Genomic DNA, 15,261 nt, shown 5'->3' with positions numbered 1-15,261 from the left:
GCCATCCAATCTGAGTATAACTTCTTGCCATGCAGACGACAGCGTCTCGAAAGAGGAAATTGGTTAAGATTGACACTCTCAGGGCTAAAGACACGCTCGTTTCCCACTTACTGCGAGGTCTTATGAATTCTCCCTCCCTTAATTGGTTCGCTAAAATATTCATCAAAGTCCCGCTAAAAACCTTGTTGATAGTGCCGTTTGTTTTGCAAACCGTGGTGGTAGTAACACTGGTGGGTTATTTTTCCTACCGTAGTGGACAGGAGGCTGTGGAAAATCTAGCAAATCAATTAATTACCGAGGTAGATAATCGCATTGAACAAGATTTAAATAGTTATTTAGGCAAAGCTCAGGAAATCAACCGCACTAATGTAGATGCTTTCGAGTCAGGAGTCTTAGATTTAAATGATTTTAACGCCCTGGGGAAATATTTTTATCGTCAGGTGCAATCTTCCAAATTTGCTGATGTTAACTTTGGCACTAAAGAGGGAGGATTTATCGGTGCTGGTTATGGGCTGGGTAATAAATTGGACATTAGAGAAATTCCCATATCGGACCAAAGCAAAAGCCTCAGCTACTCAGTAGATAACCAAGGAAATCGCCTCAAGTTAGTAGCTACTCTCAAAAACCCGCAATATAATAATGCTGCCTGGTACTTAGATGCTGCCAAAGCTGGTAAACCGATTTGGAGTTCTATTTATACATGGGCAAATGTACCTGGTCGCATCTGCATTTCCGCCAGCACTCCTGTCTACGATCCACAAAAAAAGTTGCTAGGTGTACTTGGTATTGATCTCGAACTTTCGCAAATTAGTGAATTTCTGAAAAAACTGGATTATGGAAAATCAGGTCATATTTTTATTATCGAGCGATCAGGGTTGATTGTTGCTAGTTCCCAAGGTGAATCTTCTGCCCCTATTGTCAATGGCAAAGCGACAAGATTACAAGCCCTGCATAGCCGTGAACCTGTGATTCGTGACATAACTCAGGATTTAATCCAGCGGTTTGGCAATTTCCAAGCTATCTCCAAAACCCAACTTTTTCACCCGTCTTTGTCACAAAAACCCTTTGTGAGAGTGACACCATACCGCGACGATTACGGCTTAGATTGGCTCGTGGTGACGGTGATTCCGAAATCGGAATTTATGGCAGAAATTCATGCTAATGCCCACAGAACCCTGATTCTCTGTAGTTTATCACTGCTAATTGCTGTGGGAACTGGTAGTTTCACTGCAAACTGGATAGCTAAACCAATTTTACGCTTGAGTCGAGCTAGTCAAGCTATGTCCAAAGGAGTATGGCAAGAGTCTTTATCTGAAGATATAACAATTGCAGAACTCAAGGTTTTAGCAACATCCTTTAACCAGATGTCCACTCAAGTCAAAAAAGCTTTTCAGGAATCAGAAACTAAATTTTCGACCATTTTTCATACTACTCCTGACCCTGTTTGGATTGCCACCTTAGCAGAAGGAAAATTTTTGAATGTTAATGAAAGTTTTTGCCAATTTTGGGGAGATACACCAGAAAATATCCTTGGCAAAACCAGTGGGCAATTAGGATTGTGGAAGAATATAGAGAATTTACACCACTTCAAAGAGAGACTAATTAATGAAGGCAGTATCCTCAATTTTAAACTGGTAATTTGTACTCACTCCCAGCAAACTAAAACCGTTCTCATCTCAGCTAAGGTGCAATACTTGGGTGAACAGGATTGTCTGATTGGTGTCATCAGAGATGTTAGCGATCTCTACGATGAACTTCGTTTACGCAAACAGACAGAAATCGCCTTGCACAAAAGTGAAGCTATGTTGTTAGAAGCCCAGCAGCTTGCTCACATTGGTAACTGGGACTATGATGTGATCACAGGTAAAATTACTTGGTCTACTCAGCTATTCCAGATTTTAGGACGTGACCAGACACTGGGTGAACCCACTTACGAAGAAATTCTCCGGCTTTACTATCCCCAAGATGCCGAACAGTTACACCAGGCAGTTGAGCGATCGATCTCTACAGGAGAATCCTATCAATTGGAACTGAGGGTTGTCAAGGCAGATGGCTCTTTTCAGTATACAGAAGCTAGAGGCAAGGCCGAACTCAATGCCCAAGGACAAGTGATTCGGCTGTTTGGCACAACCCAAGACATTACTGAGCGCAGACAAATAGAAGATCAACTGCGAGCAAGTCAGCATTTTATTGAACAGATTACAGAACTAACGCCAAACCTACTGTATATTTACGACCATATCGAACAGCGTAATGTTTACATAAATCGTTCTGTTGCCGAAACATTGGGCTATTCTGTCACAGCGATTCAGTCCATGGGAGCTAACTTGTTTCCTATTATTTGTCATCCCGATGATCTATATCTGGTCTATCAGTCCATGCAACAGCTTGATAGTCTGCAAGATCGTGAGTTCGTGGAAGTAGAGTATCGCGTTAAGAATGCTCAAGGGCAATGGTGTTGGCTTTATAGTCGAGATATGGTGTTTTCTAGAACTGCGGATGGTAGGCTAAAGCAAACTTTAGGAACGTCCCAAGATATCAGCAAACGCAAGAAAGTAGAATTAGCTTTGCGAGAAGCAGAATATAACCTCAGATTAGCAAATCAGGAACTGGAAAAACTAGTCAATATTGATGGGTTAACGCAAATTGCCAATCGTCGCTGTTTTGATCATCGTTTAGAGCAAGAATGGCAGCGACTATACCGAGAACAGGAATTTTTATCTTTATTGTTATTTGATGTTGATTATTTTAAACGCTATAATGATGCCTACGGTCATCTACTAGGGGATGAATGCTTGATCAAAATTGCTCAGTCTGTACAACAGGTTATATTCCGTCCGGCGGATTTATTGGCTCGCTATGGTGGGGAAGAATTTGTGGTTATTTTACCCAATACGGACATTGATGGGACGATGGTGATCGCTCAACGAATTCATACTGCAATTCAAGATTTAGCAATTCCTCATCAAGCCTCGAAAGTAAGTAATATAGTTACTATTAGTATCGGTATTAGCAGTTTGATACCTACTTCCGAATTATCACCATCAAACCTGATTGAACAAGCTGATCAAGCACTCTATCGAGCTAAACAACAGGGACGCAATCAGTCTCTGCATTTAATCTCATAAAATTGTAGTTTTCCGTAGTCAAACGTAGCTGTAGCTATATCCGTCACTACAATGAACCCTAGTAATATCCTTCATTGTTGAAAATTCAACTCTAAAACCATTGATAACAATCTCACATCCGTTTTTTGTGGGAGTTTTAACACGACTTACATACTTTCCAGAAGTTATGTTTTTACGATCTTTGTGCAAAGTAGCCTTAACAAAATCTCCTGTAGAAACATGAGTGAATATTTTTTTAGGCTCAGTGCAAGGAAAACCAAATTTATTGATCCTACAGAATCTTCTGCAACTATGCCCCGTGCTTTTTACTGTTAAAATTTTTGTTGTCAGTATTTTGAGAGTTTCAACTTTTCCTACACAAGCAGCATCAATCCAATGAGTTTTAGACAATCCTAAACGAGTTCTATTAAACTTAGTTAAACCTCCTGAACCTGTTGTTATAGGTAATCCAGTTTCTTTTAACTTATTAAATAAAGCCCATCTCGTTGAATTTACAGCAGACGCATCTTTTAGTGGACACTTGGCTTGGGATAAAATTTGCTTCAACAACTCAGGCTTTTTCACTAAAAACTTCTCAATATCTTGAGTACCTTTTTTGATATTGCATTTCTCACAAGCTAGACACAAATTAGAAATTCTATTAGTTCCTCCTTTGGCTTTTGGTTTAATATGCTCAACTTGTAAAGGGACATTTTCAGCAGTACAGTATGCACATTTTCTATTCCATTTATTCAAAAGATATTCACGGACTTCATACCCTTGTAACTCTCCCTGTTGATACTCAAAGCCTGATATCTCCGGGTTTTCTAGCTGCTGTAGGTCAAACCTAGCAAGCTCTTGAACTATGTCAGTTATTGGGGCAAAATTACATAATCTTTTAACCCAAGTGTTAATAGTTAAAACTCTATGGCTTAAAGAAGGTGCTAACCAACCTTGAGGTTTAGTGCGGTTAAGAAATCTAGCTTGACGATAACGAGTATGTCTAGAACGTCTTCCTCGCCTTACTCCTTTTCGAGTTTCTAGGCTTTCTTTAATAGCTAAACCTCTGTGTTGTAATTCCATACCCCAGATGACTTTATTATTTTGAACTAACGCAAAACCTGTAGTTTTACTCCCTGGATCTATTTTTAATTCAATCGGTTGAGTTGGAACTTCAGATTTAGGTTCTTTCAAAATTATGGTAAATGGAAATCTTCTAAATACAGCAGCTTTTTGTTGATTTAATAAAAAACGTGCATCTCCTGGATGGATTGGAGTAAGTGGTTTTTTGTTGGTATCAAGAACTAGAACAAAATTAGACATTTAAATTTCACCTTTTCAGGGTAATGTTTGCTTCAACCTTGTTATCTGAGCTTGTTATGCTAAATACACTATCCTTGCGGATTGTTTAATAAGTAGCAACATGGCAGGGGACTAGCGAATCCCAAGGTGTTATGACCTAGATAACGTTTACCCTTCGACTACGCTCAGGGTGGTTTGGTTCACATAAACTACAGATTACTCCGTTTATTTATGCTCTCATTTTCTGACGGTCAGGGGAGAGAATTTAGAAGTTTTTTTTAATTTTTAATTGTTAATTTTTAATTGTCTAAAACCATCCTTCTTGTTCGAGGGTTTCGATTAATTGTAAACCGCGAGGATCTCCTACGCCTAGAAGTGAGGCTTTGGTATCTGCTCTCACTCCTAAGTCTTTATCTTCGGCAAAAGCTTGGATTAATGCGTCTATAGCTGTGGCATAGACGACGTTAGATGGTAGTTCTTTACAAAGCTGGCCAATTGTCCAAGCGGAGTTACTTCGCACAGCGGCGATGGGGTCTGTAACTAAGGCTTCAATTAGGGCAGGAATTGCGCCGACGATGGCTTCATAACCTACTTCTGTCATCTGTGCTAGGGCGCTGGCTGCCCAGAGACGGACGGCGGGAATATCGGTTCTCAGGGCATTAGTGAGGGGTGCTAAGGAACGGCGATCGCGGCAATTACCCAAAGCCCAAACTACACCTTTACGAACATAACCATTAAAATCGCGGTTAAGTTGCATAATCAACGGTTCTACGGCTTCCTTGGCGGGGTTGCGACCAATACCGTAAGCTGCACTGACTCGCACTAGGGGACAATTATCTGTTAAAAGATGGATGAGATAAGGTGTTGCCCGTTCATCTTGAATATCACAAAAAGCACGCGCTGCTAACATCCGTTGTTGAGGCTGGGGATTTTCTAAAAGTACCAGCATTAATTCGGGATCAGGTTTTTCCACTTCTGATTCATCAGCAAGTGGTTCTATTTTATCTAAGGGGCTTCCTAGCTCCGCTTCGGTATCGAGTAGGCTGAGTTCGTATTCGTCGTACATAATTATTTCACTTTAACCCTATTCCCCGTTCCCTGTTCCCTGTTAAGAGTTCCCTAACTCAAGTGATTTTACCATCCAGAGGGATTGTTCTTGATAACCAAGTTGATGATAAAGATTTAATGCGGGTGTATTTGACTGAAATACTTGTAGTCCGATTTGGCGATCACCTTTTTGTGTAGCCCAATCTTCTATATAAGCCATCAATCCTTTACCAATGCCTCTGTGTCTATATTCTGGGATGACGTAGAGGAGAAAGATATGCGGATGGCGATCGCCACTAACCTGATCTATCGCATTCCCCACCCATAAACAAGCTACGGGTGATTGGTAATTGGTAATTGGTAATTGGTGAAGAATTTCCTCCCCTACCTCCCCTGCCTCTTCATAAACCCACCATACAGGGGTATCACGACAGAAGTATTGCTCAACTGTATGTGCCAAGTGGGAAAAATCTTGATCAGGGAATTGTTCTTGGTAACTCCTTTGCATAAACTTAACCAAGAGGGCTTTATCGAGAGTAGAACCTTGGCGAAAAGAATAGCCTGGAAGTAAATTCACAATAGACCTATTCCCCAATTACTTGATTATCATCCCAATGGGGGCAGGGGCTGCCATATCGGAGGGTAAAAAGATGCGGGCGCTGACTGCTACTAAGGCAAAGGTAAATATCAAGATTGCCAGCATTGGGGCGATGTATTGACGAAGAATAGCCATGTTGTTGATTGTAAATAAATAGCAGAAGTTATTGAATTGATTCTAGCAATTATTTGGGTTTAGCAAAGCATTGCTATGATTGCTGATCCTGGTCTAATTCATTTAAGACTTTTTCACAGTACCAATTTTCGGGCATTCCCGGAACGTTTTGTTTGGCTTGTTCAATTAGTCTTTCCGCTGCCGCTACGTCCCCAGATAATCTAGCGATGAGGCGATTTTTGAGGTAGTTACTAGTAACTTCTTCATCTGGTTGGTTGGGGATGGTGGGACTGATGACTTGCAGCGGTTCACGGCGCAGTTGCCAAAATAATACGTAATAAAGTGTACCAAAAATTAGAATCAAGCTAATAGTTCCCAAGAGTGTGAGGAAATTAAAAGCCAGATTTTGTAAAACTAATTGTGAGAGGACATAGCCCAGTAATAGACCTGTGACTATCAGAACGAATGTACCGACAAGAATAACTACTTGTGTTCCCATATATCTTCTTCTTCTAGTCCTGGTCTAGTTGCTGCCAATACTTTGGGATTCCAAGGGGCAACAATAGGTAATAGTAGCAAACCAGGTAGCGCCGCCACAAGAGAAAGTAAGAAAAATGTCGGCCAACCTGTGGCTTTTGCCCAACTTCCTGCGGGTGCGGAAAGTACGTCTCGACTAATGGCCATGAGGCTGGAGAATAACGCAAACTGGGTGGTTGTGAATCGGTGGTTACAGAGACGCATTAAAAAGGCGACTGTAGCGACTGTGACTAATCCAGCCGAGAAGTTTTCAATATTTACGGCTATGACTAACAGGGAATAATCTTTTTTATCAGCGATGCCTTCGGCGCGCGGAGCTATCGCTAGGGCATAATAACCTAAGTTACTCAATAATTGCAGCCCCCCAAATACCCACAAACTGCGATTTAAGTTAATTTTGGTCATGATCACACCCCCAGCTAATACGCCGACGGTGGTGGCAAGAAATCCCATTCCTGCTTGAATTGCGCCGATTTCGGTTTTGGTAAAGTCTATTTCTCTCAGAAATAAGTTGGCTGTGATGCCGACGAGGGAATCACCTAGTTTATAAAGTAATATAAAACCTAGTGTTAAACTCGCTTGTTTGATACCAAAGCGGTGAAAAAATTCTTTGAAAGGTAGGAAAATAGCTGTTTGTAAGTTTTCAGGTGGACTATCTTCGCTAACTTCATTTAGGAGGGAGTTTGGTAATAATACGGATGTCGTTATCCAAGCCACTAATAATCCTGCTAATAACCAATAAAATACAGGTTGGGGAATGAAGCCGACAAAAACGCCAGCTATTAACCCTGCTACTAGTAACGTGATCATGACTATAAAAATCACGTCTTTTCCAGAAATGGGGGCTAGTTGTGTTTTATTTTGTAGTTTGTGTTCTGCGGGCGACCACAAAGTAGTAAATATACTTCCCGCCATAATCACTGCCATGAGCAAATATACTACATTCCAAGGTAGATAATCTGCTAACACTAAGGCGAGGGAACTGGTAATAAATAGGGCGATCCGGTAGCCTAATACCCACACAGATGCCCCTGGTTGCGCCTCTAGGGGGTTTAAAATGTCTGTCCGGTAGGCATCACCAGCGATGTCCTGGGTGGCGCTGAGGAAGGTAATAATCAGGCAATTGATGGCGAGGATTTGTAATACTTGTTCACTTTGGGCTGGTTGTTGAAGGGCAAGGGCAGCGATCGCTAATACTAACCCAATTTGGGTAATAATTAACCAACCTCTTCTCCCACCTAATAATGGTGGTGTAAATCTATCTAATAGCGGCGACCAGAGAAATTTTAAGGAATAAGGTAAACTTAATAAACCAAATAAGGTGATTTTGGCAATATCAACTTTGGCATCTTGCATCCATAGTTGTAGGGTTCTACTCGTGAGGAATAGTGGTAAACCTGATGCAAAACCTAGTAATAATAAAGCACCCATTTTCTGGCTTTGGAAGGCCTGTCGGAGTGCTTGAATTTCTTTCATACAATAAGTGCAAAATCAGGATTTTACTTTTTTTGTGGCCTGTTCAATTAGATCTTCAATTTTCTTAATATTCTGATCTCCGGCTAAGTAACCAATCCCACGATGTAAATGTAAGCGAAATTGCGTAATCAGGGTTTCTCTATCTGTATCTAAGCCGTCGTTGTAGCATCTTTGTTTTAGTGCTAAAAGTAAAATATCGGACATTTCTCCCCCAAAAACCCGCCATGTCATTTCGACGTTGCTATCTTGGGGAATAGGTACGGGGGAAGGTGCAGCGGTTTCTGCTAGGGAACGACAAAACGCCCACCGACATAATATGTTCCATTGTTCGATTTTGGTGCTGCGTTTGAGTTTGAGGAGTTGTTCTTTGGCTGTTTGGGAGAGTTTGATTCTTTCTATTGGTGATTCCATGATTTTGGTAAAAAATATGAATTGAGTTTCGCGCAAAGGCGCTAAGGAGCAAAGACGCAAAGGAAGAAATTAAGAGGAGTTGGAGTTTACCAAAAATAACCGGCTTTGATTGTGGTTTCTCTTTTGTTGGAGTTATATTGGAGTAGGTATTCGCGGGCTATGGCTTCGGTTTCTTTCAGGTTTTGATATTCTTTTTTGCCGATTTCGGTGTCGGTGGAAAGGAGGATTACTTGATGGCTGGCTGAAGGAAAGTATCTTTCTACTAGGTTGTTGCGGTGGGAGGAGTCTAGTCTTCCTAATGGGGTGTCTATGGCTATGGGTAAGCGTCTTCCTGATACTTTGGCTAATCCCCACAAAAATGCGATCGCTAATAGTTGTTTTTCACCGGCGGAAAGCCGATGTTTGGGGACTTGTTTTCCGTTTAAATCATATAATGATAAGCCGAAGGTTTTGCTGTCTATAGCTATGCGATGTACTAGGTCTGATTTATGTAATAAATATAGAAAACAGTTTTTTACTTCTTCTTCTAATTTATTCAATTTTCTCAAAGTCAATCTTTCTCGAAATACTTTTAATGTTTGTTGAACTTTTAATGCAGAATCAATAATATGTTCACTATTTTGATATTTGATATTTTGTACAGTATATTCATTTAGTTCTTGTCTCAATTTTTTGGTTTCTGTATCTAATTCTATCAGGTTTTGAGTCATTATGTCTGACTGAGATTTAATTTTATTAAATTCAGTTTGTGCTTCTTTTACTGCTTTTTGTAGTTTTGTATATTCTTCGGGTGCAGCCGCAGTTTGTACTTGTCTTTCTAAGGTGAGGATTTCTTCTTCATAATTAGTTAATTCATCTAATTGCCTTTGGGCTATATTTTGGGAAATTTGTAACCGATAAGTTATATTGTCAAGTAAACTTAAACTTTCTTCATCTCCATTTAACCAATTATTTTCTGTGGATAAGTTATTTGTATATAAGTTATTGATATCTTTAGCTAAAAAAGATTGAATATTAGTAACTTTATTAGTTTCTAAATTTAATTGTTGTAGCCAATTCAATAATCTTTCATCTCTAGCAATTAAGACATCTTTCGCTAATTGAATTTGTTGAGTTTTCAGTTCTTTTTCTCCCTGTCTTTGCACTTGAGATAATAAAGGACTAATTAAGGCTAAAGGTAAAACATCAGCAGCTAGTTCACGCAAAGATTCACGGACATTATTAGCAACTTTAATTTTCTCTTCCTTTTGTTGTTCTAACTGACTACGTTCAGCAGCAATTTTACCACCTTCATTCACAAATCTATCTAAAGCCTCTTCATGAACTTTTTCTAATTCTGTAACTTCAATATTTAGATTTGCGAGTTTTATCTGATTGTTTTCATATTCTGCCTGTTTTTCCTGAAGTCGGGTTTCAATTTCTGCTAATTTTTCTAAATCTTTAGTATCTGCAAATTCTCGTTTTTTGCGGTTTACTAATATCTCTAAATCAATTGCCAATTTATCAGCTAATTCTAAACCCAGAAGTCCGTTAATAGCATCTACAACTATGGGCGGGGGTATTTCCTGTTCTGCAAGTTCTTTAACTTGTTCACCGTCAAACAGAAATAAATTAGAAATACCTAAAGGTAAGATATTTTCTATATATTCATCCCAAATATTTACTAATGAATCAATTGGCCATGTTTCATCATCTCCTAATATTCCTAAATGGTCTTTTCCGTCTTTGGGATTTTTTTCCCAAGTCCGCACAACCCGATATTTTATAGGTCTATCTTCTTCAATATGTTCAAAAACTAATTCAATTCTAGTCTTTTCTGTAGGGGTACTTTTACTATTTACACATTGGGTTAAAAAATCACTATAACTCAGATTTCCCCTGGTTGAACATTGGGCGCGTTGTCCATATAATGCGAGGCGAATGGCATCCATAAGGGTGGTTTTTCCGCCGCCATTCATTCCTCCTAATAAGATAATTGGACGGGCGTTATCTTCGTCAATTTCGGGGTTGAGGTTGATGATTTGTTTACCAGCATAAGGACCGAAGTTTTGCAGGACTAATTCTAGGAAGATCATGGGTTTTTGGGTTGGGTATTCTAGTTTTTTTAAACGAACCACAGAGGCACAGAGGACACAGAGAAAGAGAGAAAGGAGATATTTATCTCGTTCCCTGTCTCTGACAGGGAATGTTGTCAAGAGGCTCTGCCTCGGTTATAATGAGTTGAGGTAGAACCTCAAGATTGGCATTCCCAGCCAGAGGCTAGGAACGAGGGTGGGGAGGATATTCTATTGGTCTGGGTTATCATCTGGGTTCTTTTGTGCATATTTGAAGTTAGCCCAAGTTTGTGGTTTACTCTCTTGTTTTTCGGCGGTATCTCCTAAACTTAATTGTTTGAATTTTTCCCGAATTGTCGCAACATCACCTTCTAATGCTGCTTGTCTTAAATCCCGTTTTAAATGGGCATTTGCGATCGCTTTTTCTGGTGAACGGGAACTTGTATCAAAGCATTTTTCTAGGCTTTCGTAGATACCCACACGGCGAGTTTTTTTCTTAAATTGTCTTTCTGTATCTAATAGTCTAGCCATTAATTCTAGGTGCATTCCGTCACCTTCACAGATTTCTTCTAATACTCCCCATTCATCACTACCAAGTATGCTTTGATCTGCACCAGGACGAGGATCTTTAAATACTTCTCCTGTGACTTCTTCGTATATGCGGGGGACACTATCATCAAATTCGTGTTTTTCTTCTAACCATATTCGGCGAATCTCACTCAATTCTGCTTGAGAAATAAGGGTAATATCGCGCATATTTTCGGGCGCATTTTCACGCATTTCTTTTTGCGCTGTTAATAATTTTCTTAACCAATATTCTCGCCAATATTTTGTATATGGACCATGTATAGGTTCAATAGATGCTTCACCATTTACATTACGTTCAAATAATTGAACTTCTCCCCAGATACGACGGAAATCTCTTTTTTCGCGGTCACGGTCAACATCTAATTCAGCACGAAAATCCACTAATGGTTGTAACCATTCTTTTTCTTCATCATTTTGAATCATTGCTTGCATAGATTTATCACTGTTAACCAATGTGCAAACCCAGCAACCGAAGCGAGAACTTCCACAACTAGGAGTAGAAGTATCAACAACTAAAGGACATTCATTATCTGCTGTTGCACCTCTATACATAGTAAATAAATCTTTATTGCTATATCCCCAAGGGTTTGAAAACTGCATTAAATATAGCCAAACTTCATCAGTTCGCCAATCTTCAATAGGTGTGTAAAGTAGAGAATTTATCAAATTAGGATGAGGACAAAGACGCTCTCTGACCCGACCTGCTTCACGTTTCATCATTATCAAACCGCGAGTTATGCTTTCAGTTTTGCGAGTTCCTAAAATAACTATTGTTTCACCATTAGCCCTCACAACGTCACGAATAAAAAGATTAGAAGGCTCAATTTTTAGCCGTCCGGTACACCAGCGGAATTTATTGCGCGGTGCTGGGTAGCCTTTACCAATTAAACCTGCCCAATATGTTTGTTTAGTTTCTGGTTGCAGCAAATGAGGTTGTATTGGCATTTTTTGCTCTTCAGCCGCTACTTCCATTTGTTTTAATGAGCTTTTTACCCAAGCAGAAACATAGGGATTTTCTACACCTGTATCTGTCGTAATTACATGAATTGGTTTAGTTCTTTTTTCCGCTGGAAGTCCAGAAATTGCATTCCAAATAAGCTGTAAAGTAGCAGTGCTGTCTTTTCCACCTGAATAGCCTACTACCCAAGGTATCTCATCTAAACAATACAATTCTTGAATTTCTGTCGTCAAAGCTTGGATATACTCCACTAACTCTGGTACAGTACGATTCGGCTGATTTTTATTTTCTGGCTGTTGTGTTGTAGTCATTTTTCCTTACCTGTGGATACATGAACATAGAATCAATACTTCCCTTTGGGGGCATGAAATCATCTAGTATATAAATAAATCTAAGCTATGCGTGCAGCATATTTTTAAAAATCGCATCCCTAGTATCCATCTTTTTGGACAATAAAGCAAGATTTAGTCACCAAGTTTTCAAAAATTAACATGAATGATAATACAGATACACTCAATAATCAACTCGCTAACGAGTATTTAGAACGGGAAAATCAGGATAAACAGGTATTAGCTTTACTGCTAGACAGGTTTTTAGAGAAAAAAGACCAAATTCTTGTCCAAAAAACAGAAATGGGTGGTACGGAGGCTTATGTAGGTTCTGTGACATTGGAATGGTTCGCGGGACGGGTACATTTTGCGTCTGGTTTACCCCTGCTGCAAAAAAAGTACAACCCAGAGACAGAGAATATTGAAATTGACGCTGATAGTATTGATGACATTCAACAACGTCCTGTTGATTGGTCGCGTCAAGCACCGTTAGTACAGTATTTAGCAGCGAGGAAAAATCATAAATTTCCGGCTGTGTTGGTGGTAATTAATCAACCTTGGGTAGATAACCCCAAAGCAGCGGAGTGGGATAGTCAAGGACGAGCTAAAAAAGCGACTACTGATTTTATACCTTTAGATAAAGATAGTAAAGTCGGTTTACTGAATATTTCTGAAGAGAATGTGACAATTTATGCTTTAGATGGTCAACATAGATTAATGGGTGTACAGGGTTTAATGGAATTAATTAAATCAGGTAAACTGCAACGTTATAAAAAGGATAAAACTGCTGATGATAGTTTTATTACCTTATCTGATTTGATTGAGAAATATCAAGTAGAACCTGCTTATTTACAAAGTTTATCTAAAGAAAAAATTGGCATTGAATTTATTTGTGCTGTGAATACCGGGGAAACTCATACAGAAGCAAAACGACGGGTAAGATCAATTTTTGTTCATGTAAATTTAATGGCTGCACCTTTAACTAAAGGTCAGTTAGCACAATTAAATGAAGATGATGGTTTTGCTATTGTAGCACGAAAAATTGCGGTTACACATCCACTTTTAGAACAAAAACCAAATCGCAATCCCCGTGTTAATTGGAATAGTGCCACAGTAGCCGCTAATTCTACAGTTTTAACCACTCTGCAAGCCTTACAAGATATGTCTGAAAGATATTTGGGACAAAAGTTCCCCCATTGGAAACCTTTGGAAAAAGGGTTAATTCCCATGCGTCCAGAAAATGAAGAAATTCAGGAAGGAATTGCCGATTTTAGACTACTTTTTGATCATTTAGCTAATCTTCCCAGTTATAAAATATTGGAACACGAAGATACAACTGTTTTGCGGCGCTTCCATTTTGAAAAAGACGGAGGTGAGGGAAATATGTTATTTCGTCCAGTTTCTCAAGTTGCTTTAGCGCAAGCTTTGGGAACTTTGGTATTTAAAAAAGGTTTTGCTTTGACGGATATTTTTAAGAAGTTGGAGAAATTTGACCGTCAAGGGGGTTTTAGTAGTATGGAATATCCTCAATCTATATGGTATGGGGTTTTATATGACCCCAATAAAAAGCGGGTACAGGTAGTAGGAAAAGATTTAGCTGTGAAGTTATTCATTTATATGTTGGGAGGAATGACTGAAAAAATGGAAGTTACGGCTTTACGTAAAGCTTTAGCTAATGCTAGGACAATGGAAGAACAAACTATAGGTTTTGATGGAAAATTGGTAAAACCGCAAGATGTAGGACTTCCGATTATTTTATAATAATAGCTAATTATGGCTGAAATATATGATGACGATGCCATTGTAAAGCTTCAATATCTGGAAAATATTTCTCTACTTTCGGTAATATGAGTATTTCCCCATGAAATTCCGTTATTGTTCTAGCATGGGGAGATACTTCTTCTAATTCTTTACTAACGATTATTTTGTATTTATCGTCAACAGCAAACCAACCTCTATCAAAAGCCCAATGATGATTTTTACAAAGTGCTATTCCGTTATGTATTCTACTGTCATAAAAAGCAGAAAATGGTTTTATATGTGCGCCGTCAACAATATTTTGATTACCAGTTTTAGTAACTTTTAAACCACAAAAAGCGCATTGACAATCATATACAGAAACAACCGCTTTTCTAAAAAAGGCATTTCTAATTAGTGTTTTTTTTAAACTCCATTTAGGGTTGTTAGGTAAATTTTCAATATCATCTAGTTTTTCTACTTCTGGATAATCTTGAAAAGTTTGATTAATTTGTAAAAATTCTTCAATTTCATCTTCATTATCCGAGAAAAAAGCGGATACAAGTGCATCAATTAATTCTTTTCGAGAAGATTCATCTTGTAAATAGTTAAATAATTCACTGTCTAAATATGCGTATTCAACAGCCTGTTTTAATTGGTTAGTTGTTTTTGGTTGTAAATTATTAAAACCTGCTTTTATTTGTACGTGCCAAAATCCCTCATTTTGAAGATGAAAAAATGGATAGTGTAAACCTCCTTTATAAGATTGTGAGCCAATAACATTCCAATATTTATTAAAAGCTTGAATTAATTCATCTGAGACAAAAATTTGATTATTGGTAATAACTCCTTTCATAATCAAATCAATTACGGTTAAAAGTAATATTGGTTTATATTGAGCATTACCACGTTTTCGGCTACTACTTACTTTTAACTTAGAAAACTTTTCACAATAAAAACGAAGACTATTCATATCTCACTACTTTATAAAAACGCGAACAAA

General features: G+C 38.6%; 12 protein-coding genes. 2 read left to right on the top strand and 10 right to left on the bottom strand.

Going from position 1 to position 15,261, the window contains the following annotated elements:
- Positions 1 to 212 precede the first annotated feature (212 nt).
- A complete protein-coding gene (locus tag BMF77_RS02945) occupies positions 213 to 3,128 on the top strand; it encodes a diguanylate cyclase domain-containing protein (RefSeq protein ID WP_210422291.1) in 2,916 nt (971 codons plus the stop codon).
- 18 nt (positions 3,129 to 3,146) lie between these two features.
- On the opposite strand, the gene iscB is transcribed toward BMF77_RS02945, so the two are convergent.
- From iscB to dndC, 9 genes are all read right to left on the bottom strand, one after another.
- Positions 3,147 to 4,430: an RNA-guided endonuclease IscB gene (iscB, locus tag BMF77_RS02940; protein WP_148760514.1), complete on the bottom strand. Its 1,284-nt coding sequence runs from the start codon at positions 4,428 to 4,430 to the stop codon at positions 3,147 to 3,149.
- A gap of 286 nt (positions 4,431 to 4,716) precedes the next feature.
- Entirely contained in the window at positions 4,717 to 5,475 is a 759-nt protein-coding gene (locus tag BMF77_RS02935) for a HEAT repeat domain-containing protein (RefSeq protein WP_015079904.1), read from the bottom strand.
- Between the two features lie 42 nt (positions 5,476 to 5,517).
- Positions 5,518 to 6,033, bottom strand: a complete 516-nt coding sequence (locus BMF77_RS02930) for a GNAT family N-acetyltransferase (protein ID WP_148760512.1) — start codon at positions 6,031 to 6,033, stop codon at positions 5,518 to 5,520.
- A gap of 18 nt (positions 6,034 to 6,051) precedes the next feature.
- Positions 6,052 to 6,189 carry a hypothetical protein gene (locus BMF77_RS26460; RefSeq protein WP_168204386.1) on the bottom strand — a complete coding sequence of 46 codons (138 nt, stop codon included), beginning with the start codon at positions 6,187 to 6,189 and terminating at the stop codon, positions 6,052 to 6,054.
- A gap of 73 nt (positions 6,190 to 6,262) precedes the next feature.
- Entirely contained in the window at positions 6,263 to 6,667 is a 405-nt protein-coding gene (locus BMF77_RS02925; RefSeq protein WP_148760510.1) for an ABC transporter permease, read from the bottom strand.
- Complete coding sequence (locus BMF77_RS02920; protein WP_015079900.1) at positions 6,652 to 8,181, bottom strand: AmpG family muropeptide MFS transporter; 1,530 nt, start codon at positions 8,179 to 8,181, stop codon at positions 6,652 to 6,654. Before BMF77_RS02920 ends, BMF77_RS02925 begins: the two co-directional genes overlap by 16 nt.
- A 15-nt stretch (positions 8,182 to 8,196) precedes the next feature.
- Positions 8,197 to 8,592 (bottom strand): DNA sulfur modification protein DndE, encoded by a 396-nt coding sequence (gene dndE, locus BMF77_RS02915; RefSeq protein ID WP_015079899.1) that lies wholly within the window; start codon positions 8,590 to 8,592, stop codon positions 8,197 to 8,199.
- 86 nt (positions 8,593 to 8,678) lie between these two features.
- The gene (gene dndD, locus BMF77_RS02910) at positions 8,679 to 10,667 is read right to left on the bottom strand and encodes a DNA sulfur modification protein DndD (RefSeq protein WP_148766758.1); all 1,989 of its coding nucleotides are present in this window, start codon (positions 10,665 to 10,667) and stop codon (positions 8,679 to 8,681) included.
- A 210-nt stretch (positions 10,668 to 10,877) separates the two neighbouring features.
- A complete protein-coding gene (gene dndC, locus BMF77_RS02905) occupies positions 10,878 to 12,503 on the bottom strand; it encodes a DNA phosphorothioation system sulfurtransferase DndC (protein WP_148760508.1) in 1,626 nt (541 codons plus the stop codon).
- 180 nt (positions 12,504 to 12,683) lie between these two features.
- Between dndC and BMF77_RS02900 the strand changes: the two genes are divergently transcribed.
- Positions 12,684 to 14,282 carry a DGQHR domain-containing protein gene (locus BMF77_RS02900; protein ID WP_148760506.1) on the top strand — a complete coding sequence of 533 codons (1,599 nt, stop codon included), beginning with the start codon at positions 12,684 to 12,686 and terminating at the stop codon, positions 14,280 to 14,282.
- A gap of 10 nt (positions 14,283 to 14,292) precedes the next feature.
- Here the strand turns inward: BMF77_RS02900 and BMF77_RS02895 are convergent, their stop codons facing one another.
- Entirely contained in the window at positions 14,293 to 15,231 is a 939-nt protein-coding gene (locus tag BMF77_RS02895) for an HNH endonuclease (protein WP_148760504.1), read from the bottom strand.
- Positions 15,232 to 15,261 lie beyond the last annotated feature (30 nt).

Source organism: Dolichospermum sp. UHCC 0315A (genome assembly GCF_008121535.1).
GTDB classification, from domain to species: domain Bacteria; phylum Cyanobacteriota; class Cyanobacteriia; order Cyanobacteriales; family Nostocaceae; genus Dolichospermum; species Dolichospermum lemmermannii.
The sequence above is the reverse complement of the archived record's forward strand: the minus strand, read 5'-3'. Positions and strand labels throughout refer to the sequence as shown.